We start from the raw sequence: 23713 nt of genomic DNA on the forward strand, positions 1-23713 counted from the left end.
TTCGTAGCGTTTCAGTAGAGGGATGTTCTTAGAGAATTCAAGGGGAAAAGCAGCAAAAAAGGGATGGATCGAGGTGATCTGCGGTTCCATGTTCTCGGGAAAGACCGAAGAACTGATCCGTAGACTGAAGCGTGCCCAGTTCGCCAAGCAGAAGGTCGAAATTTTCAAACCTTCGGTTGATACGCGTTATGACGAGAATGAAGTGGTCTCGCACGATGCGAACGCCATTCATTCCACGCCCGTACCCAACTCATCAAACATTCTGATTCTGGCGGATGATGTGGATGTTGTGGGTGTGGACGAAGCTCAGTTCTTCGACATGGGCTTGGTGGATGTCTGCAACCAGCTGGCCAACAGCGGTGTCCGCGTCATCATTGCTGGGTTGGACATGGATTATCGCGGCAAACCTTTCGGGCCGATTCCGGGGTTGATGGCCACGGCCGAATACGTCACAAAAGTTCACGCCATCTGCATGAAATGTGGTGAACTGGCCAACCACTCGCATCGTTTCCTGCAACAGGACGGATTGGTGGTTTTGGGCGAAAAAGAGAGCTACGAGCCGCTTTGCCGCAGCTGCTACCAGAAGGCCGAAAAGAATCCGACCAAGGTCGAAAAACCGAAACAGGAAGAAGGATAGATGGAAGAACTGGATTCATTGAGAGGCATTGCTTCGGCCCTCGAAGTTCCATGTCCGTTCGAGTTTCAAGACGTCATCATCAAGGAGCTGGCAATTGACAGCCGCAAGGTGGTTTTGCCCTCGCAATCGTTGTTTTTTGCCATCCAAGGCGATCGCCACGATGGCCACAGTTTCATTGAACAACTGTACGAAAGTGGTGTCCGCGCATTTGTGGTAAGCTCCGATTATTCGGCTCCCGAAAAATTGGATGACGCGTTCTTCATCCGCGTAGAAAATACGCTGACCGCCCTTCAAACTGTCGCGGCCGCCAAGCGCGCCATGTACAATTATCCTGTAGTTGGTATTACGGGCAGCAACGGCAAAACCATCGTCAAAGAATGGCTCTATCAATTGCTTGATTCAAGCTACAATATTATACGAAGCCCCAAGAGTTACAATTCGCAGGTGGGTGTTCCACTATCCGTCTGGCGCATGAAATCGGAGAACAATCTGGCGCTTATCGAGGCGGGAATTTCCATGCCTGGCGAGATGATCAAACTGGAACGCATCATCCGTCCGACCATTGGAATTTTCACCAATTTGGGACAGGCACACGATGAGAATTTTGCAGACGCGAACCAAAAGGCGCGCGAAAAACTCGATCTCTTTCAGAATGTAGACACGCTGATCTACTGCAAGGATTACCTCATCATTCAGGAAGAATTGGAGCATTATCCGTTTGCATCCAACCCAAAATTGTTTGCATGGAGCAGACGAACTACAGCCGATCTTCAGATCGGGCGTATCGAGAAGAAGGATGGGCAAACCGAGATCCAAGGAATCTACCAGCACAATTTCATTCGCATCAAGATTCCGTTTACGGATGAGGCATCTATTGAAAATGCCATTCATTGTTGGGCAACGTTGCTGTTGCTTGGCTTGGAGAATGACGACATCGCGCAGCGCATGGAACAGCTTGTTCCTGTTGCCATGCGTTTGGAACTGAAACAGGGCATCAACAACTGTTCGGTCATCAACGATTCGTACAATTCCGATCTACAATCAATTTCCATTGCACTCGATTTTCTTCAGCAGCAACAACAGCATCCTAAGCGAACGTTGGTGCTTTCGGATATCCTTCAAACAGGTCGTTCGGATGATGAATTATACGGTGAAGTGGCGCAACTGGTGCGCGAAAAGAAAGTAGACCGTCTCATCGGCATCGGGAAACACATTTCCACGCAGTCTGCACAATTTGCCCAAGGCAGCGAATTCTACGAATCAACCAGCGCGTTTTTGGAAGCATATCATCACGATATGTTCCACAACGAAACCATTCTGTTGAAGGGTGCGCGAACGTTCGGTTTTGAGGCCATCAGTCGTATCATTCAGCACAAGACACACCAAACCGTTCTGGAGATCGACCTGGGCGCCATGGTGCATAACCTCAACCTCATTCGCTCGCTCCTAAAACCTGATACCAAGCTGATGGCAATGGTAAAGGCTTTCGGCTATGGAAGCGGAAGCTTCGAGATTGCTAACGTGCTACAGTTCCATCACGTTGGTTACTTGGCCGTGGCTTATGCCGATGAGGGGATTGAACTCCGCAAAGCCGGAATATCATTGCCCATCATGGTCATCAGCCCAGAAGAGCAAAGTTTTGACGCGATGATCCAATACGGATTGGAGCCTGAGATCTTCAGCGTGCGCTCGCTACAGCTTTTAGAAAATGCCATCAAACGCAAAGGCTCGTTGGATGCTCCATTGAAGATCCACATCAAACTGAACACAGGCATGAATCGCCTTGGTTTCTCCGAGCGCGACCTGAACCAATTGATGGTGCGCGTGAAGAATAATTCGCAGTTGAAAGTGGCCTCGGTTTTCTCGCACTTAGCCGCCAGCGAAAACCCTGATGAGGACGATTTTACTCGCAGACAGATCGCGCAGTTTGAGGTGATGAGCAAGCAACTTTTGGATTATTTCGGGTATCCGATTCTCCGTCATATCTGTAATTCGTTCGGTATTATCCGCTTCCCCGAAGCGCAGTTCGACATGGTGCGGTTGGGTATTGGTCTGTATGGTGTGGCTCCAGAAAGTCCCATCACCGACAAGCTTCGCAACGTAAGCACACTCCGTACAACTATCACGCAAATGCACGAACTCAAAACGGGTGACACCATCGGTTATGGCAGAACGGAGAAAGTGGTCGGTGAAATGCGTTCGGCCACACTTCCCATAGGTTATGCCGATGGGCTAAGCCGCAAAAACGGGAACCGTCAGGGCTGCGTGCTCGTGAATGGCCACCGCGCTCCGATCGTAGGCAATGTTTGCATGGACATGTGCATGGTGGATGTAACAGGAATTCCCTGCAAAGAGGGCGATGATGTGATTGTGTTCGGTGAAAGCTATCCGATAACCGAATTCGCCAAAAGCTCGGAAACCATTCCGTACGAAGTGCTTACAAGTGTTTCTTCGCGCGTGAAGAGGGTTTACTTTCAGGAGTAGTGGTTACTTCCTGAAGTATTTGAACTGCTCCCGTTTCGCCTCAAACTGTTGATGGTAATCGAGAATTCTCGGGTCGTTCGGAAAAAGCGCATAAGCTCTTTCGGTGACCTGTTCCCCCAACATAAGCTTGTTCACTGTAATGCAAAGCGTGATGTATTTCTGGTAAAATTCCACATTCGATGATGCGAATTCCTCTCCTTTTTCAAATACCTCCAACGCTTTTTCGGGTTGTCCATCTTGATAAAGCGACAAGGCCAATTTTAGACAGGCATCGGAATTCGCGGTGCCTATCTCGGTAGCCTTTGTGAAATAATACACGGCCGAATCGTATCGATGTTCCATAAAGTAGAACGAGCCCAATTGCATGCTGGGCTTGATGAAGTCTGGGAATAGCTCCACCGCCTTTCTGAATACAGCAGCTCCCTGTTCGGGCATGCCGAAGCGCATATAGGCATTCCCGGCAGCGATATGAAGATTGGCCAATCGGTCTCCATTTTTCAAAGCACGCCCGTAATATTTCAGCACTTCCTCTTGCGTTCTGGCGTTTCTGATGCGCGGATTGTTGTCATAGTTCTGGTGCAGGTACAGCGCATAGTTGTAATTGGCCCTTACGCAGTCTTCCAAATTGTCGACATCCGTTTCCATAAGCGTTTCCGTATTCTCCCAAGCGGGACAACGCTTGAACGTCAGGACCACAAGCAGCAGTCCCCAGAATCCGTAGAGGTACATCGTTCTCTTCTGAATTGATGGAATGATGGAGATGAGAACGACCGTGATAAGTACCAACCCCAACGAAGGGGTGAACAGGAACCGCTCGGCAAAGATGTCTGTGGCAGGTCGCACCAGACTCAGATAGATGCTGATAGTGGCGAAGAACCAGATGGAACCCAATGCAACGGATGGTCTCTTCTTCACCCCATAAAAAACCGCCACCAAACCCAATAAGACAATCATAATGCCCACATAGGCTTGTGGAGACGACCAATCTACCAGCGGAAATTGGTTGTAGCTGTAATCGTGAACCAAAGGATAAGGAACAAGGAATATCTTGACCGATTGATAAATGATATTGAACGCGTTGGCCAAAAGCGTTGGAAAATCATGCACATCGAACAACGGATTTCCAATGAATCCATCCCAATGATAAGCGCCCAGATCCTGAAGATCCTGTTGCTTGTTCTCATAAAAACTGTCCGAATAAACAAATAGCCTCACAAGTATCATAACTGCGAAGGCTGCAACGGAACTGATGGATTGGTAAATCCTCTGCCGAATAGGAAGTTTAGAGGTCATGATCCAAAGACCAAGTGCAATTCCCGCAAATGTGATGGCACTTTCTTTACTGAGAACGCCTAACAGATAGACGAGCGGTGCCAAAAGCAGCATCCATATTTTCCGCGTGTGGATGTATTTGGCCTGAAGCCAAATGAACAGTACTCCGAAGAGCATACTCAGGATCTCATCCCGGCCTTTGATGTTGGCCACAGCCTCTACATGCAGCGGATGAACTGTAAAAATCCCTGCAACGATCAACATCAGCAGTCTCTGCTCTGGAAAAAGCTCACTAAGCAACTTGAGAATGAGCAAACAGAGAATGGCGTAAAGAATGATGTTAGTACGGTGCATTGCCCTTGGGTCGACACCAAACAGCTGTACCTCGGTCGCGTAACTGAGAAGCAGTATTGGGCGGTAGCCTGTCTTGTACTGTAGTTCTCCCGTTTCTTTGTTCTCGAACAGGCTCGGAATGTCTTTCAGCCCATTCTTAACGCGAGGGTTCTTGGTAATGAAGATCGAATCGTCCAGTGCAAAATCGAACTTGGCGGTCTGCATATAAGGTATGATGGCAAGCAGTGCCACAACCACATATCTCAAATACCCCTGTTCAAAATTCAATTTCATTGGGAACTAAGGTGCTGATTTTACTTCATACCAATTTTAAGAATAAGCGTTGGATTTTAACGCTGTCGTCTGTGACCCGTGACTACCCTCCCTTCTTCTCCAGATAATTGGCATTGAAGAACTCCATATAAACAGGCACTTCTTTGCTCTGATAGAATTTGGTGAAGTTATCGGTGGAGATGATGAACTGGCTGGTCTTTGGGAGGTCGATGCCCTGAAATACGGTAGTGTCCGATCTGATCGCCCCGTAGTAATCCATCGCCTTTTTGGTTTCTTGAAAACCCTGAACGAAAATCAGATCCTCCTTGTTCGACAACTTCAGGTTCTTGATGCTGAGGGTTTCTACCGAGAAGTTGGTGGTATTGAAATTGGAAATACGTCCTTTCAGGCCGGCCAGGTCCTGTAGATCTTCAACAACAAGCCCATAATAGTGTAGCGCTTCGGGGTCGTAGGTGTAGCCGGGATCGGGTTTCTCTTCCTCCTTTACCGGTTCATCGGCAACCGTTTCGCCCATCAGCCCTTTCACGTATTCGAGCAATTCCTCTGCCCTCGCTTTTTCAGGCGCAGCCGTGTACTTGGCAATGTAATCTTCAAGTGCCTTTCTGTAAACGATAAGCCGTTCCGTAGCTCCGATGGTCATCACTTTCAGCAAGGCGAACTTGGAGAGAATATCATCATCCTTGAACTTGGTGAGGGCACTATCACAAGCCTCCAGCGTACGTTCGTACTCGCCCTTGTGGAAATTGGCAAAGGCCATATCGTACATCTGACCCAAACGGCCACGCATGGTCTCCAATTTCTCCAAGTATTTCGGGTCGCGGATGATCTTGGCGTATTCGCTGTCCGGATATTCGCGCAGAATGCGGTTGGCGTACTCCTGGGCTTTTCGGTCGTCACCTATGCCTTTATACAATCTGTAAAGCTGGTAGTAGGTTTCCAACGTCCATTTTCCATGCGGATACTTCTGCAACAGTTCCTCGAAGGTATTGATGGAGCGTTGGTCCTCACTCAGCTGTTCCTTGTAAATGGTTCCGAGGTCGTAGTATGCGGTCTGGATCATTGCGCGTGCGCTGTCTTTCTGCTCCGGTGTTCTCGGAATGTCCTTTTTGTAGAACTCCGGGTCGAGCAATTGATCCGCAGTTACTGCGGTGGTGTCACCATTCTCATCAACCAACTGATCGATATTGGTCGATGCCTTGTTGCTCCTGCGCCAATCGTCCTCATTTCTACGGTCGCCCCACTTTTGGCGGAAATTATTGGCTCCAAAGCTCAGCGCGGTGGTGTTATAGAAATACCAGCCCGATCCGGTGGTGGAACCGCTACCGCTCGGATTCTGCGACTGATTCTGCTGCTGTTGTAAATTGTTCTGGTTGTTCTGCGCATTCTGCTGATCGAACTTCCGCTGTTCCTCATCTTGCTTCGCCTGCTCCACTATATCCGCGATCATCGCATCCAGCTCGGTGTCCGACATTTCGCCAAGCTTCAGCAAGCTGTCCTGCCGCGCAATGATGCGGATGTTCTTCACCAGTTCCGCCAAACTTTCCTGACGGGCCTTTACGCGCTCGTATTCCTTGTTCTTTTCGGGGAGAATGGCCAACGAACTGTCGTAATAGGCCGAAGCCAGCTCGTACTCAGGTTTATCGAAATAAATGTCGGCCATGGTGTAGTACGAGACCGCTTTCTGCGTGAAATTCTGCGTGGAGGAGGCCACCGAGGTCTTGAAATACGTGAGTGCGAGGTCTTCGTCATTCTCCTTCATGGCAATGTCTCCCAAGGCGTAGTAGATGCGGTCGAAATAATCGCTGTTCTTCTCATCCTTCGACATCTTGACAAGCTCGTGCTTGATCGCTTCCAACGAACCCGATTCGGCACTTGCCATCAGCGCGCGGTTGATGCGCGCATTGAATTCCATGACGTACGGCACGTTTTTGCGCAACACTTGCGAATAGCAAATGGCTGCGCTGTCGTTGTTGTTCAACTGTTCGTACAGCTGCGCCAGAATGTAGGTGTAACGCGACTTGTTCTTCCGCTTCTTGGTGGTATTGATGGCCGCACGCAATTGGTTCTTGGCCTTTTCGTAATCGCCTTTCTTGATGTAGTAATCGGCCTTCACGGCAGCCAGTTCGCCCAATTTTTTCTTGGGGAAATTCTTCTCTTCCTCCAGCGTAGTGATGATCTTCTCGGCATCCTTGAATCGTGCAAGCTCCGTGTTGGTACGGATGAGCCACATGTAGCCATCAAAGCGGATCTTGTTCTTCTTGTACTGCTTGATCACGTACGTGAACATTTCCAGCGCCTGCACATAATCGCGCTTATAGAAATGCGCCTTGCCAATGAGCATGTACGAATCGTCAATGCTGCTCACATACTCCTTTCCTTTAAAAAGCATGGAGTGCTTGGCAATGGTGAGCGATGCTTTCTCAATACCATAATCCATCTCAGAATAGACCGACTTGGCCGACTCGGACGACCCGATGGGAAAGACCTCCAGTATCTGCTCATAATCGTCAGAGTGACTCTTCTCCAGCTTGGCCACGCCTTCCTTCAACGATTCCTTCCCGTTCCAATACACGTTGTATTTGGCCGTAAGGTTGTGGTAACCTCGGCTCAGGAAATTCTTCTTCTTGGTCGAACAACCGCTTATGGAAACGGTGAGTGCGACAAGAAAGAGAAGGGAGATATAACGGATATTCCGATTCAAAGTAGCGTGCGCAGCCTTAACTGAAAGTGCGCAAAAATATTTCATTTTAACCAATAAGTCTGAACAAGGCAAGTACGTTGCCCCAACCTCCATCACTCAACCTCCTTTTATTGCGATATTTGGAAGCTTCATGGCAGAAAAAAAGGAACCGAAAGAGAAGCTGCGACACCGACTGCGGGTCAAGTATCGCTTGGTGATCATGAACGAGGAAACGTTCAAAGAGCGCGCAAGCTTGCTGCTTACACCTCTGAACGTGATCATCTTCGGAGGCTCGCTGGCCATTTTCCTCATCGTTTCGGTCATCTACCTCATTGCCTTCACTCCGCTGCGCGAGTACATTCCTGGCTATGCCGATACGAACCTGCGTCTACAGGTGTATGAGAACACGCTCCGCACCGACTCTTTGGAGCGCGAACTGGCCATGAAGGACCTGTATCTCCAGAACATCAAGATGATCATTTCGGGAGAAACCCCCGACCAAGAGACGCGCGAACCCGACACCACTAAGAACTACGCAGACATTGATTTCAGCACTTCCAAGCAGGATTCGATGCTGCGCGCGATGGTAGAACAGGAAGAGCGATTCAATATTCAGAACCTGCAGTTGGGCGCCAAGTCGTCCATGGACGACAACATCCGCAATCTCTTCTTCTTTGCGCCCATCAAAGGCGAGGTTACGGCAGGATTCGATTCACGTGAAAAGCATTATGCCGTAGACGTGGTTGCGAAAGAGAACGAGCCCATCAAGGCCTGTTTGGACGGAACCGTGATCTTCTCTTCGTGGACGTACGATTCAGGTCATGTCATCGCCATCCAGCACTCCAGCAACCTCACTTCGTTTTATAAGCATTGCTCTGTACTGCTCAAAAAAACGGGCGAATCCGTAAAAGCGGGAGAAGTGATCGCGGTGGTTGGCAACTCTGGCGAGCTTACAACAGGACCTCACCTTCACTTCGAACTCTGGTTCAATGGAAGGCCTGTGAACCCGCAGGATTATATTGTGTTTTAGCTTCTGGCTACAAGCCTGTTTTGACAACCTTTTTGGTCAAACGACCTGTTTCGATTTCCACCACAACCATGAGAATTCCATTGGGAAGGTGGTTCAAATCAATGGTTTGGTTATCTGAGTTAATACGTTCCTTGAACAGTTCTTTACCCAGAATGTCGTAGACGTGGAGAGTCGAATTGGGCGCGTTTTGAATCTGAATCCGATCCTGCAAAGAAATTATTTCAGCCCGAGCTATTTCTTGTACAGGTGCGTCAAGAAATAGATTACATGTATCGGGATAAGTAGCTGCGAGTTCGTCATCTGTGTAGCATACAAACGAAGCTGGGACATATTCTACAAACGTATTACCATCCACACACGACAGGAACAGATCTGTAGGGTGATCGGCCATCAGACCTATTCGTTCCACATACATTCCATTTCCACCGCCAACGTAATAAGCCTCCATTATACCGTCCATTGAATCCAGTTGGTCATCTAACAGCAGGGAAAAGTAATAACTGGTCAACTCTTCACCTTGATAATTCAATGTTCCTACAGAATCAATAAGCATTGTATCTTGAGTTTCTGAACATCCGAAGTCAAGGTTAACAATACGGGTGTCTCCCGCCTGAACATTGAAGTCAAACATGAACTTGAACTCACCATCAACAAGTTGAAGAATGGAATCATTGCTTTGCCTGAAATAACTGTTCGACTCATGATATTCCGTCTGTGTAGGACTCCAAGCAATCCTCCTTTCTTTTTTTAGGACCTTAACATCAGGGAACCCATTTATTAACGTATCACCCACATACAAATAATGATATAGCTCTGGAGGACTTGCTGACCCAGGATTGTAATACACCCACCTCGCGCCTGGTAAACAAAAATCCGTCTGCGCAAATATGTGAGTGTTCACAACAATGATGGAGAGGAATGCGAATAGCTGTTTCATAACACTAAAGCTACAGATTTCCCCAACAAAAAAGGCCGCATCCCTGCGACCTTTTTCGTTTTCTCATTTTATCGTTTATCAGTCCTCGCTCGTAAGTGAAGCTGAAAGATATTCTCGGTTCATCCGGGCAATGTTCTCCAAGGAGATTCCTTTCGGACATTCCACCTCGCAAGCGCCTGTGTTGGTACAGTTTCCGAAGCCTTCTTCGTCCATCTGCTTCACCATGTTCAGAACACGTGCTTTGGCTTCCACTTTTCCTTGTGGCAACAAGGCCAACTGAGAAACCTTGGCAGAAACAAACAGCATGGCCGAGGAGTTTTTGCAAGTAGCAACACAAGCACCACAACCGATACAAGTTGCAGCATCGAAAGCCTTGTCTGCATCATCCTTCGGAATTGGAAGTGCGTTCGCATCCTGCGTGTTTCCTGATGTGTTCACAGACACGAAACCCCCTGCTTGCTGAATACGATCGAACGCGCTACGATCAACCATCACATCCTTGATAACTGGGAACGCAGCCGAACGGAATGGCTCAATGTAGATGGTTTCGCCATCCTTGAACGAACGCATGTGCAACTGGCACGTAGTGATCAATCGACCTGGTCCGTGCGCTTCTCCATTGATGTATAGCGAGCACATGCCACAGATTCCTTCACGACAATCGTGGTCGAACGCCACAGGGTCTTTTCCTTCGGTGATGAGCTGCTCATTGAGCATGTCCATCATTTCCAAGAAAGATGAATCAGGCGAAACGTCCTTCAGCTCGTACGACTCCAGCGCACCTTTAGCTTTTCCGTCTTTCTGTCTCCAGACTTTGAGTGTCAAATTCATCCTTTATATGATTTCGGTATAAACGTTCTGTTTTATTATCAGGTCATTTCCAACCTTTTTCATCAGGTCTTTATATGCCTTTGTGTTCTTGGTAATCTTAGGAGCAGGAAATTTGGAAACCACCAAACGTGCCTTCTTTTCTTTTTCTACAAAGCACCGTTGCGTTACCAATATCGTTGCCAGCAACTGCTCAATTCCTTTTTTTACATCCGAACCCTTCAGCTCAACGAAATAAAAATTCTTATCGGTTAAAAATCCTATATCGCATTTTGTGTCTTCAGGCTCGTTCGCAAAAACACATTCTTCAAAATCTACCTTACTGAAGGTCTTTTCGCCCTTATTATCAATCACATACTTACTCTTGCCACCCTTGGAATCAACATACGCCCCAGTTCGCTGACGGCTTTCCTCTGAACAGTTCTCAATTCGTTGGCAGATCATGATTTACCACCGTTTTCACGTTCCACGTCAATTGACAGCAAGTGGTCAAATTCAGCATTCAGAATGTTTGAAACGCTGTCGATATATTCCTTATCAATCATCGGTTCATCTCTGAGAACTATACTTCTTGCGCCACCATTCTCCAAAGCATAAACACTCACCTCGTTCTGGTCGATCCAGTATTTTTCGGCAATGATATTTTCAACCCTTTCCGCATATTTTCTTCCTTCAATATTTCCCAGTTTGTGGGCATACATCAGGTTTTCCAACGCTGAGAGGATGTAAGGGCTGTGCGTGGTGAACAGCATTTGATGTTTGTCGTTCACCGCTGCGTCAACCAGAAATTCAACCAACTTTTTTTGTGCTTCAGGAAAAAGGTTCTGCTCAGGCTCTTCTACAACGAAGGTTCTCTTTCGGCTAATTGTAGAATAATAATCGACCGCCAAAACAATCGGTGTAGCCGACTGATAGCCACTTGCACCGCTGGAAAGCCGATAAAACCGTTCCTCAGATTTTTTTTTCACGTAACCAACACCATTCTCGTTCCTGTATTGAATGTTTAACGGCTCTATTTCGGTTTCCGAATTGTATTCTTTAGAGATTCGATCCAACAACGCAAATTGATTGTAAAGAGAATCGGAAAGGTTTTGAATAGATGATTTTCCCAGGGAAAAAATAGACTGTAAACCGCGTTCCGTGGGAAAATAGAACGGATTGTTCATTACCCGTTTAACGTCTGTGGTCAAAAAAGAGTGAGGGATACTCCAGTCACCAGGTATAGCAAACTTGGATTCTCTGCTTGGTTTTAGTTCCTCGAAACGATTCAACAACTCTTTAAACCTATCGGATCTGGGAGTCAGATTGGGTATCAGAACGTCTATTTCGAAATCATGTGATTCCGTTGGCGATTTGGAATCGTATGAAACCGCAAATGAACTTCCACTAATGCGATGTTGGTCAATTACAACCGAATAGTCAGGGCAATCATACTTGATATACGTTTCAGGCGTCTCGTACTCTTCAAGTCCCCACTCAACGAGCGCGGTTCGACTAAACTCACTTCTGCCATTTACAATGTTTCGAGAGTCCATGACCAAGTATGAAAAATACCGACACATTGCAAGCACCTTTGCCACAGTACTTTTTCCCGATGCCTGCTCACCGATAAGCACAGTAACCTTACCCAAATCAAGTTCCATATCCTTGATAGGGCCAAAGTTCCTTATGATGAGTTTTTCACCCACAGGGTTTTTACTCTCGTTACTTGTAACTTCTTTGCTTGAGTTCAATATCGTGGAACTCCAAATTCTCCTTGTGAAGTTTAGCTTCACGTGGGTCTCCTGTCCACTCCCAAGCAGCCACATAAGCGAAGTTCTTATCGTCCCGCTTGGCCTCGCCTTTCTGCTCGCCTTCAAGCTCCACAGATTCTTCACGGAAGTGACCTCCGCAGCTTTCGTTTCTTTCCAATGCATCCTTGGCGAAAAGCTCTCCCAATTCAAGGAAATCGGCCACACGACCAGCTTTTTCCAACTCAGGGTTCATCTCATTCACACCTCCAGGAACACGCACATCTTTCCAGAATTCCTCACGGATCTGACGAATTTCGTCCATCGCTTCTTTCAAGCCTTCCGCATTTCGCGCCATGCCCACGTTGTGCCACATCACATTTCCCAAACGCTTGTGGAAGTAATCCACAGACTTGGTTCCCTTAATGTCAATGAATTGCTGAAGACGGTCTTTCACTTCTTTCTCAGCTGCAACAAACTCAGGCGAATCCGTTGGGATTTTTCCAGTACGAATCTCAGCCGCCAAGTAATCTCCAACCGTGTAAGGAAGCACGAAATACCCATCAGCCAGACCTTGCATCAAGGCCGAAGCTCCCAATCGGTTTGCACCGTGATCGGAGAAGTTTGCCTCACCTGCTGCATAGCAACCCGGAATGGTTGTCATCAAGTTGTAATCAACCCAGATACCACCCATTGTATAGTGTACCGCTGGGTAGATCATCATAGGCGTTTTGTACGGGTTCTGATCCACGATCTTCTCGTACATCTGGAAGAGGTTTCCATACTTGGCCTCAACGACTTTCTCGCCCAACTCACGAATCTGGGCATCCGTTGGGTTGTGAAGTCCTTGCAAGTGTGCCTCTGTTTTTCCGTAACGCATAATTGCTGAACTGAAATCCAGATAAACGGCCTCGCCTGTTGCGTTCACCCCGAAACCTGCATCGCAACGCTCTTTCGCTGCGCGAGAAGCAACGTCACGCGGAACAAGGTTACCGAACGCTGGGTAACGTCTTTCCAAGTAGTAATCGCGGTCTTCTTCCTTTATCTCGGTTGGCTTCAATTTGCCTTCGCGGATGGCTTTTACATCCTCCACTTTCTTCGGAACCCAAATTCGACCATCGTTACGCAACGACTCTGACATCAACGTCAGTTTCGATTGGTGGTCTCCAGAACGCGGAATGCACGTTGGGTGAATCTGCGTGTAGCAAGGGTTTGCGAAGTAAGCGCCCTTCTTGTGGATCTTCCACGAAGCGGTAACGTTCGATCCCATCGCGTTTGTGCTCAGGAAGAACACATTTCCGTAACCTCCGCTGGCAATGATCACCGCGTGAGCCGAATGTCTTTCAATCTCACCCGTCACCAAGTTACGAGCGATGATTCCACGGGCTTTTCCGTCAACCACAACCAGATCCAACATCTCGTGGCGGTTGTACATCTGAATCTTGCCTTTGGCGATCTGGCGGTTCATTGCAGAATATGCTCCCAAAAGCAACTGCTGTCCTGTCTGTCCTTTCGCGTAAAACGTTCTCGAAACCAAAACCCCACCGAACGAACGGTTGTCCAAAAGACCTCCGTATTCCCGCGCAAACGGAACACCTTGCGCCACGCATTGGTCGATGATGTTGGCCGAAACTTCTGCCAAACGGTAAACGTTCGCTTCACGAGCACGGTAATCGCCACCTTTCACCGTATCGTAAAACAAGCGGTAAGTCGAATCGCCATCATTCTGGTAATTCTTGGCAGCATTGATACCACCTTGTGCCGCAATAGAGTGCGCTCTTCGTGGACTGTCCTGATAGCAGAAAGCCTTTACGTTATAGCCCAACTCGGCAAGCGAGGCCGAAGCGGAACCTCCCGCCAAACCTGTTCCCACCACGATAATATCGATGTGGCGCTTGTTGGCAGGATTTACAACGTTGATGTGATTCTTATGGTTGGTCCATTTATCCTTGATCGGACCTTCAGGTATCTTGGCATCCAATGACATTGGCGTAAGATTTTATGATTGTGTAGCAAAGTGATAAACCGCGATGATGATGAATCCCAACGGTACCACAACTGCGTAAATGTTCGACAATTGCTTGATAACAGGCGTGTACTTGCGGTGGTTGAAACCAACCGACTGGAAGGCCGACTGGAAACCGTGCATCAGGTGCAGCGCTAAGAAAACGAAAGCCAGCACGTAAATTCCAACACGGATCGGGTCGTGGAACTTGTGGTGAAGTTCTTCCCAATATCGGTAACCTCCATCTGGAAGCATTCCAGACATATCGCCTTGAACGTACTTCACATTCAATTCTGGGATCCAGAAATCGTAAAAGTGAAGTCCCAAAAAGAGCAATACCATGATCCCTGTGATGATCATGTTTCGGCTCATCCAAGTTGAGTTCGCATTGCCTTTGTTCATCGCATACTTGATGGGGCGCGCTGAGCGGTTCTGCAACTCCAAACGGATTCCCATGGCCAAGTGAAAGACCACCGCAAAGGCCAAAATGGGCTGCATTACAAACTGTATAAGCGGGTTGGTTCCCATGAACTGGGATGCTTCGTTGAAACCATCAGGACTTATGACCGAAATGAAGTTGACGGTCAAATGCTGAAGAAGGAACAATAGCAAGAAGAAACCCGACAGGGCCATTGCTATCTTTTTACCTACTGAACTTGACATTGATGTCTGATTTTGTGTTAAACCTTGCAGGTTGAGCGATTCCGCGCAAATGTAACATCTGCGATTTTCAGCGGTTTTCAATCTTTGCTATTTAGAACGATTCTTAATAAAGGCCGGTCAAATTTGCTTCGATTTGCGAATACCCTACATTTGGCATTATGAGATACGACCGTATAGACAACGAACTCTTCATCGATAACCGAAAGCGATTTATTGAAGGAATTGTGCCACAGAGCGTGGCGGTTTTCAATAGTAATGATGTGATGCCGACCAACGCGGATGGCACTATGAAATTCAAGCAGAACAGCGACCTGTTCTACCTTACTGGTGTCGATCAGGAAGAGTCGATCCTGGTACTCGCTCCGAATGCGCGTGATGAGCATCATCGCGAAGTGCTTTTCCTGAAAGAAACCAATGAGACGATTGCCATTTGGGAAGGTGCCAAGCTGACCGTTGAACAGGCACAGCAGGTTTCAGGCATTCAGACGGTTTATTGGTTGAAGGATTTCAACCGCGTGTTCAATATGCTGGTCAATGAAGCCTCGCACATTTACTTGAATTCCAATGAACACGGCCGCGCCACCATTGAAGTTGAAACGCGTGATGCACGCTTTGTGAAATGGTGCATGGAGAAATATCCGTTGCACAAGTATCGCAGATGCGCTCCCGTGATGGAACGCATCCGTGCGGTGAAATCAAAGTTTGAAGTGATGCTTTTGCAGGAGGCCTGCAACATTACCGAAAAGGGTTTCCGCAGATTGCTGGATAAGGTGAAGCCAGGCGTTTGGGAATATGAGATTGAGGCGGAACTGTGGCACGAATTCATCCGAAACCGAGCGCAGGGATTTGCCTACGAACCGATTATCGCATCAGGCAGAAGCTCTTGTGTGTTGCATTATATTCAGAACAATCAGCAATGTAAGGATGGCGATATATTGCTCCTCGATATTGGTGCAGAGTACGCGAATTATGATGCTGATCTGTCGCGGACCATTCCTGTAAATGGTAAGTTCTCGCAACGTCAGAGAGACGTATACAACGCGGTTCTGCGAGTTCAGAAGGCCGCGATTGAAATGCTTCGCCCGGGTACATTATTGAAGGATTACCACAAAGAAGTTGGCTTGCTGATGCAGGATGAATTGCTGAACCTGAAACTCATCGACAAGGCAGACATTCAAAACCAAGACCCGAAATGGCCTGCGTACAAGAGGTACTTCATGCACGGCACCAGCCATTTCCTTGGGTTGGACACGCATGACGTAGGAAATTGGGATGCCCCGATGCAAGAAGGAAACGTGTTCACCTGCGAACCAGGCATCTACATTCTGGAAGAAGAGATCGGTGTTCGGATTGAAGATGATATTCTCGTGACCAAGAACGGTCCGCATAACCTCATGAAAAACATTCCGAAAGAGGTGGAGGAGATTGAGGAGTTGATGAATGGATAGTCTCTCGCAAAGGCACGAACACGCAAAGAGAACAATTGACAATAGAATGAAAATCCCCGCCTTCGGCACCCCTTTGAAAGGGGCATGGCGACAGTTCCTCCTTCAAAAGGAGGTGTCGAGGAACGAGACGGAGGATTTATTTAAAGAATCCCAATGAGCAGAAAACTATTGATGATCCCGGGGCCGATCGAGTTCGACCCGAGTGTGATGGAGAAAATGGGTCAGCCGACCTTGAGTCATGTGGCTCCTGCATTTATTGAATCGTTTGGCCGTGCATTGGAAATGATGCGCGAGGTTTGGTTGGCACCAAGCGGACAACCATTCATCATTGCCGGTTCAGGAACCTTGGCCATGGACATGGCGGGAGCAAATTTGATTGAGGCTGGCGATAATGTGTTGGTGGTTTCCACGGGCTATTTTGGAGAACGCTACGCGGAACTACTGAAACGCTACGGAGCGAATGTCACTTTCCTGCAATCGGAAGTGGGTGATGTCGTCCCTTACGAAACTGTTGAAGCAGAACTGAGCACGGGAAAATACAAGCTGATGACCTTCACGCATGTGGACACCTCAACAGGTGTTCTGGTAGATGCCAAGAAAATGGGCGAACTGGCACAGAAATACAACGTGATCAGCATTTTGGATGGCGTTTGTTCGGTTGCTGGAGAAGAGATCCGACAGGAAGAATGGGGAATTGATGTGGTGGTCACGGCATCGCAAAAAGCTGTTGGTGTTCCGCCCGGGTTGGCGCTTTTGGTAGCTTCAGAAAAAGCCATGAACGTTTGGAAAAACCGCAAAACTCCAGTTGGCAATTATTACTGCGATTGGAGTTTGTGGCTGCCGATCATGCAGGCTTATGAGGGCCGAAAACCCTCTTACTTCGCAACACCTCCGGTCAACCTCATTCAAGCATTGGAAAGAAGCTGTGAATTGATGCTGGAAGAAGGAATGGATCCGCGCTTTGCTCGCCACAAACGATTAGCGCAGAAATTCCGCGATGAAATGCGCTCGCTTGGACTTTCGTTCATTCCAAAATCGGAAGAAATAACGGCCAATACCCTTTCAGCCCCTTATTATCCTGAAGGGGTAATTGGAGGTGAATTCTTAGGAAAGGTGGGGGAGAACGGAGTGGTTATCGCTGGTGGTCTGCTACCATCACACAAAACCCAATATTTCCGCGTTGGCCACATGGGAATTGTGAATGATGAGCATATTGAGCAAACGGTTGGGGCGATAAAAACTGCGTTGCGGGTCGTTGCCTGATCACTGCCCGTACATGTCCTTCAACTTCTCCATGTCCACATCCTTGTACATCTTTTCGCAGTCTTCGATGAGACCACCTTTCCTGTTGCTACCGCAGCCAACGAAGTAAAACACAACCCCCACATTCACATCAAAGAATCCATCTTTGAACTTCGGGTTTCCGCGCATTTTGCCAGGTGTTGAGACGCTTCCGGGATCGCTGTAAAAGTCCCTATTGGCGTCTCCGGTAGGAGCAATGTAGTTTCCGCTCACATCATCCAAGTAATCGGTTATGGTCCAATGGTAAAGCACCTCGCCCTTCAGCCCCCAACGGCAGTTGATCTGGTATTTCAAGCCAAGTCCTGTTGGGATGCTGACCGTCCAATTGGAATATGCGACACCTTCGGTCTGAAGCGGACGTAGCGCCACGCCATCGCGTTTAGGTTCAAAATTCAACGCACTTACCCCTGCGGTGATGTATGGCAGGAACTTCCATTTATCGTTTGGCAGAATGTCGAACGTGCCACGAAGACCGATCTCATGCACCAGCGAACGGAAACGCAGGTCACGGTTTTTCCTCCAAGCAGCCGCAGCAAATTGGTCGCTCGCGGTTATCTCGCCCAGCGTATAGTTGAGTTGCAGCCCCCAACGTCTGGTGATCTGCCAATGAAGCCCTGCATCCACCGTCCAGCGCATGGTGGCCGGATGCGGCCACAGATGCTCCTGAAGGTCGCCACTGTAAAACATGGTTCCTACCCCAACAAACACCCCCAACTTGCCTTGGGCATTCGCTTCTTCGGTAAACGAAATGATGAATAGGGCGATAACAATTGGAAGGAAACGTTTCATGGCTGGTTGGTCAGATACTTAGAACGGGCGGTTGTTGTGCGTAGTATGTACTTTTGACGGCCTCACAAAATTAGGTTGCGAAAGTCGGTACGGCATAAAGGTGTTGATGTGGTTTATTCACAACGTAGCGTTGGCGAAACCGTGCTGCTGTTACATGGTTTTTTGGAAGAGCGCGGCATGTGGAACAATTACGCTGATGAGTTAAGCAAGAACTACAACGTAATTGCGGTGGATCTTCTTGGGCAAGGCGAAACGGGAAGTATCGGTTACGTGCATTCCATGGAAGACCACGCTGCGGCCGTGGCTGCGGTGCTTGATACGGAGACTGTGGAAAGCTTCACGGTTGTCGGTCATTCGATGGGCGGTTATGTGGCGTTGGCGTTGGCCGAGCTGCTTCCAGCCAAAATCCAAAAATTAGTTCTGTTCCATTCTACCGCTTACCCCGATTCTGAAGAACGCAAGAAAGACCGCGAGCGCGTGATCGACCTTGTGAAACGAAACAAGGGTGTTTATGTGCGAACCGTCATCCCTTCGCTGTTTGCCGAGCATTCGCGAACAGAACTGAAAGATGAGATCCAAGACATTATTGACATTGCGAATGGTTTTACTGAGCAGGGAATTGTTGCTAACATCCGCGGCATGATGGAACGGAAGGACCGCTCAGCCATCCTCAAGAGTATATCTTTCCCAAAATTGATCCTGCATGGCGAACTGGATTCGGTGATCCCGACCGAAAGTGTAGAGAAATTAGCTGCGCTGAATTCAAATATTTCGCTTCAGGTGGTGAGCAACATCGGCCACATGGGACATTTGGAAGCTCCCGAAAAATGTCTCCGAATCCTTTCTGATTTTATTGCGAACTGATGGCAGAGGAATTGAAAATAACGGCCTCGGCCAACCGCAAGGAAATGTACGACCAACTCCTTCCGCAAATAGAAGTACTTGTAGAAGGTGAGCCATCACTTGTGGCCAATCTCGCCAACGTGGCTGCCGCATTGCGCCAAACATTCGGGTTCTTTTGGGTGGGGTTTTATTTGGTCGATGGCCGAGAACTGGTGCTCGGGCCCTTTCAGGGCGACATTGCCTGCACGCGAATCCGTTTTGGAAAAGGTGTTTGCGGCACTTCGTGGAAGAAGAAAAAGACCGTTATCGTTCCGAATGTGGATGAATTTCCAGGCCACATCGCATGCAGTTCCGCATCCCGTTCCGAGATCGTAGTTCCGATCATTTCCAATGAAACCGTAGTTGCCGTTCTGGATGTGGACAGCGACAGATTGGATGATTTCAGTGAGGTGGACAAGCTCGGTCTGGAACCGATCGCAAAGCTTCTAATTCCATTTTTCGGATGAGAAGAACGCTGCGCTACATAGCCATTCTGATGCTGTTCGGTTGTGCTCAGCAGGTAGCACCAACGGGCGGCCCGAAGGATGAAACGCCCCCGAAGATCCTGAAGGAAATTCCAGCCAACCTTTCCCCCGATTTCAATGCCAAGCAGATCATCATTTTCTTCGATGAGTTCATTCAGTTGAAATCAACCTCAGAGCAAGTGGTCATCTCGCCACCTATGCTGCAACCTCCCACTTACCAGCTGAAGCAGAAATCGTTGGTGGTGAAATTTCAGCAGGAACTGGCTCCGAACACGACTTACACCATCAACTTCGGTGAGGCCATTGCCGACAACAACGAGGGCAACTTTCTTGAAAACTACACCTACGTTTTCAGCACCGGTGCGCATCTCGATAGCATGCAGGTGAAAGGACGATTGATCGATGCGCTGACCGGAGACCCTGAACCGGATGCGCTCGTCATGCTTTACAAAAACAATAACGATTCGCTGCCGCTGGATACAATTCCGGATTACTTCACGCGAACGCTGGAGGACGGCACGTTCCACATCAAGAACGTGGCGGACCGGCCGTTCAAGATCTTCGCTCTGAAAGATGAAAACGCCAACTATCGGTTCGATGTCCCGACCGAGAAGATCGGATTCATCGACTCGCTCATTCTGCCTTTTACTCCGCCAGTGCCTGTTGCGGCAGACACAACCGCAACCGATTCTCTGAAGGTCGATTCCATCCCAACGGACACGTTGAGTTCGCTTAAAAAGTCTGGTGGAAAAGCGATTCCTTCGTATGAGATGCGCATGTTCGTGGAAGAAGACACGACACAATTCCTTAAAAAGGGTTACTGCGATTATTATGGCAAGCTGGTTTTCATTTACAATCGACCTGTAGAGGATTTCGAAATCAAAATAGATGGCGTTGAGTTCAAGAAGCAATGGAATTTGGAGGATTTCAGCGCTTACCGCGATACGATAAACGTCTGGACTACCGATGTGGTGCCAGACACCATGAAGCTGTTGGTGACCGCAGACAACCACCCACGAGATACGGTGGAACTGACCATGAAACCGCGAACGAATGAGGTTGAAGTGAAACATACCTCCAAGGGAAAAGGCGCCAAGAAACTACAGGGCGAAAAGTTTGCGCTCACCGCCCAATTCCAACCTCCTGCCGGACGTTCGCCAAAACCGGGTGGTGCACTTACTTTGGTTTGGAATCATCCCGTCATCGGAACCGACCTTTCAAGAGTGAAACTGTATGAAGATTCGGTGCGGGTGATGTATGATATCGAAGCGCGCGATGCCGCCCTGCGCAAATTCAGCATCCGCTATCCCTGGAAAAAGGACCATAATTACCGCCTTTTGGTACTCGATAGCGCTTTCACCGATCTCTACGGACTTCAAAACGACAGCATCGAAACCAGTTTCAAAGGCACGGACAAGGAAATGTTCGGTGAGCTCAGTTTGAAGATCACCGAACAACCGCAAACTCAACTGTTGGTGGAGTTGCTCAATTCTTCCAACGTGATTCTCGATGGTCGCGCCATCTCTAAAAAGGAAACCATCATGTTCGAGAAACTCGATCCCGGCAAGTACAATCTTCAGGTGGTTACCGATCTCAACAGAAATGGTAAATGGGATAGCGGCCGTTATTCGGAAAAGCGCCAGCCAGAACCCATCAAGATCATCCAGCAGGGAGCGGAAGTGCGGCAGAATTGGAACTTCGAGCTGGAGTGGAACCCGAACGAAACGCAGTAACGAGCGGCTTCATCTATATTTGCCGCGCCAATTGAACACATGAAGAAGCTTCTACTTGCGCTTTTCCTAACACTCAGTTTCGGAGCATCCTTTGCTCAGAATACTGACCAGACCGTGGCGGATGAAAAGCCGAAGAAGAAAAGACGCATGCCATCCACGCGCGAAATGGTGCTGCTCAACTTCAATTTCGATAGCTGGCTGAACACGCCATCGACCGTCAAACCCAAATGGTTTGCTTCGCGGGGCGTGGACGTGGCCGTACTTTACGACTACGTGATCGCCAAAAGCACTTTCAGTCTCGGTTTGGGCGTGGGGTTCAATTCGCACAACATTCAAATGGAAGCCTTCCCAATTGAATATCAGGTGAAGGACAATGGTCGAGCGAACACGGAAACGCACTCCTACACCATGCTCGACCCGAAGTTCTTCGATGGCCAGAAGATCACGGTGAATAAGATCTCTACCAATTTCATCGACATTCCATTTGAGGTCCGATTCCGTTCAAAATCCCCAGCAGACAGGAAGAAACTCACGGCAGCCATCGGTTTCAAGATCGGTTGGTTGGTGCAGAGCCACACCAAGACCAAGGTAGATGAAGACTACTATTATCAGGGTGTCAATTTCGGCCGTAAGGTGAAAACCTACGACATTCCCAACCTGACAAAATTCCGATACGGAGTTTCTGCCCGCATCGGCTACGCGAATTACTACGTTAGCTTCTTCTACTCACTCACGCCACTTTTTGTAAAAGGCAAAGGAACCGAGGCCACACCCATTTCAATTGGTATTGGCGTAAGTCCTTTTTAAATTAGGGGATGCTTAAACTGCGTCCTGCTCTCATTTTACTTGTTTCGGTCACTGTTTTACTGGTCGGCTGTTTTCACCTTCTGCCAAAAGGAACGGATGTTCACTTGAACGAAAGCTATGGCCCTGATCAACGGAACAAACTCGACATGTATCTGCCCGATGTCCGCGATACATCCACCAAAACCGTTATGCTTATACATGGTGGTGCTTGGGTGGCAGGCGATAAGGGTGGCGCTGAACTCAAAGATGTCCGAAATCAGCTTTTAGAGGCCGGATATGCCGTTGCCAGTATGAATTACCGCTACGCATGTGGCGACTACCATAAGCAGATGGAAGACGTGGGAAATGCGCTGAATCATATTGTAGCTCACGCTGATGGCTGGAAAATCGGTTCATCGCGCTTTGCGCTGATGGGATACAGTGCAGGAGGCCATTTGGCACTCTTGTATGCACATGTCTTCGATGAACAGAACCTCGTGCAAACGGTGATCTCGAATGTAGGCCCTACCGACCTGACGGATTCACTGTTCCGTCAATACGCTGCCAATTACAACCTCAGTTGGACATTGGAACAACTCATCGGTGCTACGTATGAAGAAGATTCTTCGCTTTATGCCGAAGCAAGCCCACTTTTCAACTGGTCTGATTGTCCCACGTTACTCATCTATGGCGGAATGGACGACCTCGTTCCGGAGGAGCAGGGAGTTGCCATGTTTGACACCCTGATGGTAAATGGTGTCATCACCGACACAATCATCCCTATTCAGGGAACCCATAATGTTTACGGCCCGAATAACATCTACAAGCAGCGGGTAGACCAACGGGTTTTGGATTGGTTGCAAAACCACCTTTAATCGAATCGTTGTTCGTCATTTTCTTTATTGAACCACTCTCTATAGCTTTTTCAGCATTATAGAGAAACAATCTTGTTTAACTAAAGACTCACTATTATTTGATTAAAGGATCAAATACTGAACTCCAATTATCATTTTATTCCTTGCCATGTTCAAACATCAATTCAGTTATAAATAATACTTATGTTACACCTAAATGCTTTCAACATTATACACTTTAATGACACATTAGTTATATTTTTATACTTTTGTTTCAATTTATTTAGAATTTCGTGAATTCAATCGATAATGAATAGATTTTACCTTATTACTATTACAGTATTATTCTCTGTGCCCCAGTTGTTTGCTCAGAACGTAGGGGTGGACGTATCGACCCCTGTACAGAAGCTTGATGTCGCGGGCGGTCTGCGTATCGGCAGCACCTCCAACGGGGTGGCAGGTTCCATGCGATGGGACGGTACCAACTTCCAGGTGCATGACGGTTCCCAATGGATCACCTTCGGGGCGGGGACAGACCATG

The 23713-nt window shown here is 48.1% G+C and carries 19 protein-coding genes; 10 read left to right on the forward strand and 9 right to left on the reverse strand.

The window, feature by feature from the left end:
• Nucleotides 1–22 precede the first annotated feature (22 nt).
• Together GC178_05565 and GC178_05570 are read left to right on the forward strand one after the other, a co-directional pair.
• Nucleotides 23–637 carry a thymidine kinase gene (locus GC178_05565; protein MBI1287030.1) on the forward strand — a complete coding sequence of 205 codons (615 nt, stop codon included), beginning with the start codon at nucleotides 23–25 and terminating at the stop codon, nucleotides 635–637.
• The gene (locus GC178_05570; protein ID MBI1287031.1) at nucleotides 638–3121 is read left to right on the forward strand and encodes a bifunctional UDP-N-acetylmuramoyl-tripeptide:D-alanyl-D-alanine ligase/alanine racemase; all 2484 of its coding nucleotides are present in this window, start codon (nucleotides 638–640) and stop codon (nucleotides 3119–3121) included.
• A 3-nt stretch (nucleotides 3122–3124) separates the two neighbouring features.
• Here GC178_05570 and GC178_05575 read toward each other — a convergent pair whose 3' ends face one another.
• Nucleotides 3125–5020 (reverse strand): hypothetical protein, encoded by a 1896-nt coding sequence (locus GC178_05575; protein MBI1287032.1) that lies wholly within the window; start codon nucleotides 5018–5020, stop codon nucleotides 3125–3127.
• An 82-nt stretch (nucleotides 5021–5102) separates the two neighbouring features.
• A complete protein-coding gene (locus GC178_05580; GenBank protein MBI1287033.1) occupies nucleotides 5103–7814 on the reverse strand; it encodes a tetratricopeptide repeat protein in 2712 nt (903 codons plus the stop codon).
• A gap of 37 nt (nucleotides 7815–7851) precedes the next feature.
• Between GC178_05580 and GC178_05585 the strand changes: the two genes are divergently transcribed.
• The gene (locus tag GC178_05585; GenBank protein MBI1287034.1) at nucleotides 7852–8730 is read left to right on the forward strand and encodes a peptidoglycan DD-metalloendopeptidase family protein; all 879 of its coding nucleotides are present in this window, start codon (nucleotides 7852–7854) and stop codon (nucleotides 8728–8730) included.
• A gap of 7 nt (nucleotides 8731–8737) precedes the next feature.
• Here GC178_05585 and GC178_05590 read toward each other — a convergent pair whose 3' ends face one another.
• The 6 genes from GC178_05590 to GC178_05615 form a co-directional block, all read right to left on the reverse strand.
• A complete protein-coding gene (locus tag GC178_05590; GenBank protein MBI1287035.1) occupies nucleotides 8738–9667 on the reverse strand; it encodes a T9SS type A sorting domain-containing protein in 930 nt (309 codons plus the stop codon).
• 78 nt (nucleotides 9668–9745) lie between these two features.
• Nucleotides 9746–10498, reverse strand: a complete 753-nt coding sequence (locus GC178_05595; protein MBI1287036.1) for a succinate dehydrogenase/fumarate reductase iron-sulfur subunit — start codon at nucleotides 10496–10498, stop codon at nucleotides 9746–9748.
• 3 nt (nucleotides 10499–10501) lie between these two features.
• Nucleotides 10502–10939: a hypothetical protein gene (locus tag GC178_05600; GenBank protein ID MBI1287037.1), complete on the reverse strand. Its 438-nt coding sequence runs from the start codon at nucleotides 10937–10939 to the stop codon at nucleotides 10502–10504.
• Nucleotides 10936–12303 carry an AAA family ATPase gene (locus GC178_05605; protein MBI1287038.1) on the reverse strand — a complete coding sequence of 456 codons (1368 nt, stop codon included), beginning with the start codon at nucleotides 12301–12303 and terminating at the stop codon, nucleotides 10936–10938. The genes GC178_05600 and GC178_05605 overlap by 4 nt, the downstream gene beginning before the upstream one ends.
• Entirely contained in the window at nucleotides 12200–14212 is a 2013-nt protein-coding gene (gene sdhA / locus GC178_05610) for a succinate dehydrogenase (quinone) flavoprotein subunit (GenBank protein MBI1287039.1), read from the reverse strand. The genes GC178_05605 and sdhA overlap by 104 nt, the downstream gene beginning before the upstream one ends.
• A gap of 12 nt (nucleotides 14213–14224) precedes the next feature.
• The gene (locus GC178_05615) at nucleotides 14225–14893 is read right to left on the reverse strand and encodes a succinate dehydrogenase (GenBank protein MBI1287040.1); all 669 of its coding nucleotides are present in this window, start codon (nucleotides 14891–14893) and stop codon (nucleotides 14225–14227) included.
• A 158-nt stretch (nucleotides 14894–15051) separates the two neighbouring features.
• Between GC178_05615 and GC178_05620 the strand changes: the two genes are divergently transcribed.
• Together GC178_05620 and GC178_05625 are read left to right on the forward strand one after the other, a co-directional pair.
• A complete protein-coding gene (locus tag GC178_05620; GenBank protein MBI1287041.1) occupies nucleotides 15052–16341 on the forward strand; it encodes a M24 family metallopeptidase in 1290 nt (429 codons plus the stop codon).
• A 153-nt stretch (nucleotides 16342–16494) separates the two neighbouring features.
• Nucleotides 16495–17604 (forward strand): aminotransferase class V-fold PLP-dependent enzyme, encoded by a 1110-nt coding sequence (locus tag GC178_05625; protein MBI1287042.1) that lies wholly within the window; start codon nucleotides 16495–16497, stop codon nucleotides 17602–17604.
• Here GC178_05625 and GC178_05630 read toward each other — a convergent pair whose 3' ends face one another.
• Complete coding sequence (locus GC178_05630) at nucleotides 17605–18432, reverse strand: outer membrane beta-barrel protein (protein ID MBI1287043.1); 828 nt, start codon at nucleotides 18430–18432, stop codon at nucleotides 17605–17607.
• A gap of 75 nt (nucleotides 18433–18507) precedes the next feature.
• Here GC178_05630 and GC178_05635 point away from each other — a divergent pair, with 75 nt between their 5' ends.
• Genes GC178_05635 through GC178_05655 form a run of 5 tightly spaced genes read left to right on the forward strand, consistent with a single transcriptional unit; the run spans nucleotide 18508 to nucleotide 23193 of the window.
• Nucleotides 18508–19296: an alpha/beta fold hydrolase gene (locus GC178_05635; protein ID MBI1287044.1), complete on the forward strand. Its 789-nt coding sequence runs from the start codon at nucleotides 18508–18510 to the stop codon at nucleotides 19294–19296.
• Nucleotides 19296–19781 carry a GAF domain-containing protein gene (locus GC178_05640; protein ID MBI1287045.1) on the forward strand — a complete coding sequence of 162 codons (486 nt, stop codon included), beginning with the start codon at nucleotides 19296–19298 and terminating at the stop codon, nucleotides 19779–19781. The genes GC178_05635 and GC178_05640 overlap by 1 nt, the downstream gene beginning before the upstream one ends.
• Entirely contained in the window at nucleotides 19778–21532 is a 1755-nt protein-coding gene (locus tag GC178_05645; protein MBI1287046.1) for a hypothetical protein, read from the forward strand. Before GC178_05640 ends, GC178_05645 begins: the two co-directional genes overlap by 4 nt.
• A gap of 39 nt (nucleotides 21533–21571) precedes the next feature.
• Nucleotides 21572–22339, forward strand: coding sequence for an outer membrane beta-barrel protein (locus GC178_05650; protein MBI1287047.1), 768 nt, complete (start codon nucleotides 21572–21574; stop codon nucleotides 22337–22339).
• An 8-nt stretch (nucleotides 22340–22347) separates the two neighbouring features.
• A complete protein-coding gene (locus tag GC178_05655; protein ID MBI1287048.1) occupies nucleotides 22348–23193 on the forward strand; it encodes an alpha/beta hydrolase fold domain-containing protein in 846 nt (281 codons plus the stop codon).
• The last annotated feature ends 520 nt before the right edge of the window (nucleotides 23194–23713 follow it).

The organism is Flavobacteriales bacterium, assembly GCA_016124845.1.
Classification (GTDB): Bacteria; Bacteroidota; Bacteroidia; order UBA10329; family UBA10329; genus UBA10329.

Coding starts and splice junctions, on each gene's coding strand:
- GC178_05565 (MBI1287030.1), top strand. CDS start 23: ATGTTCTTAGAGAATTCAAGGGGAAAAGCAGCAAAAAAGGGATGGATC.
- GC178_05570 (MBI1287031.1), top strand. CDS start 638: ATGGAAGAACTGGATTCATTGAGAGGCATTGCTTCGGCCCTCGAAGTT.
- GC178_05575 (MBI1287032.1), bottom strand. CDS start 5,020: ATGAAATTGAATTTTGAACAGGGGTATTTGAGATATGTGGTTGTGGCA.
- GC178_05580 (MBI1287033.1), bottom strand. CDS start 7,814: ATGGAGGTTGGGGCAACGTACTTGCCTTGTTCAGACTTATTGGTTAAA.
- GC178_05585 (MBI1287034.1), top strand. CDS start 7,852: ATGGCAGAAAAAAAGGAACCGAAAGAGAAGCTGCGACACCGACTGCGG.
- GC178_05590 (MBI1287035.1), bottom strand. CDS start 9,667: ATGAAACAGCTATTCGCATTCCTCTCCATCATTGTTGTGAACACTCAC.
- GC178_05595 (MBI1287036.1), bottom strand. CDS start 10,498: ATGAATTTGACACTCAAAGTCTGGAGACAGAAAGACGGAAAAGCTAAA.
- GC178_05600 (MBI1287037.1), bottom strand. CDS start 10,939: ATGATCTGCCAACGAATTGAGAACTGTTCAGAGGAAAGCCGTCAGCGA.
- GC178_05605 (MBI1287038.1), bottom strand. CDS start 12,303: ATGTGGCTGCTTGGGAGTGGACAGGAGACCCACGTGAAGCTAAACTTC.
- sdhA (MBI1287039.1), bottom strand. CDS start 14,212: ATGTCATTGGATGCCAAGATACCTGAAGGTCCGATCAAGGATAAATGG.
- GC178_05615 (MBI1287040.1), bottom strand. CDS start 14,893: ATGTCAAGTTCAGTAGGTAAAAAGATAGCAATGGCCCTGTCGGGTTTC.
- GC178_05620 (MBI1287041.1), top strand. CDS start 15,052: ATGAGATACGACCGTATAGACAACGAACTCTTCATCGATAACCGAAAG.
- GC178_05625 (MBI1287042.1), top strand. CDS start 16,495: ATGAGCAGAAAACTATTGATGATCCCGGGGCCGATCGAGTTCGACCCG.
- GC178_05630 (MBI1287043.1), bottom strand. CDS start 18,432: ATGAAACGTTTCCTTCCAATTGTTATCGCCCTATTCATCATTTCGTTT.
- GC178_05640 (MBI1287045.1), top strand. CDS start 19,296: ATGGCAGAGGAATTGAAAATAACGGCCTCGGCCAACCGCAAGGAAATG.
- GC178_05645 (MBI1287046.1), top strand. CDS start 19,778: ATGAGAAGAACGCTGCGCTACATAGCCATTCTGATGCTGTTCGGTTGT.
- GC178_05650 (MBI1287047.1), top strand. CDS start 21,572: ATGAAGAAGCTTCTACTTGCGCTTTTCCTAACACTCAGTTTCGGAGCA.
- GC178_05655 (MBI1287048.1), top strand. CDS start 22,348: ATGCTTAAACTGCGTCCTGCTCTCATTTTACTTGTTTCGGTCACTGTT.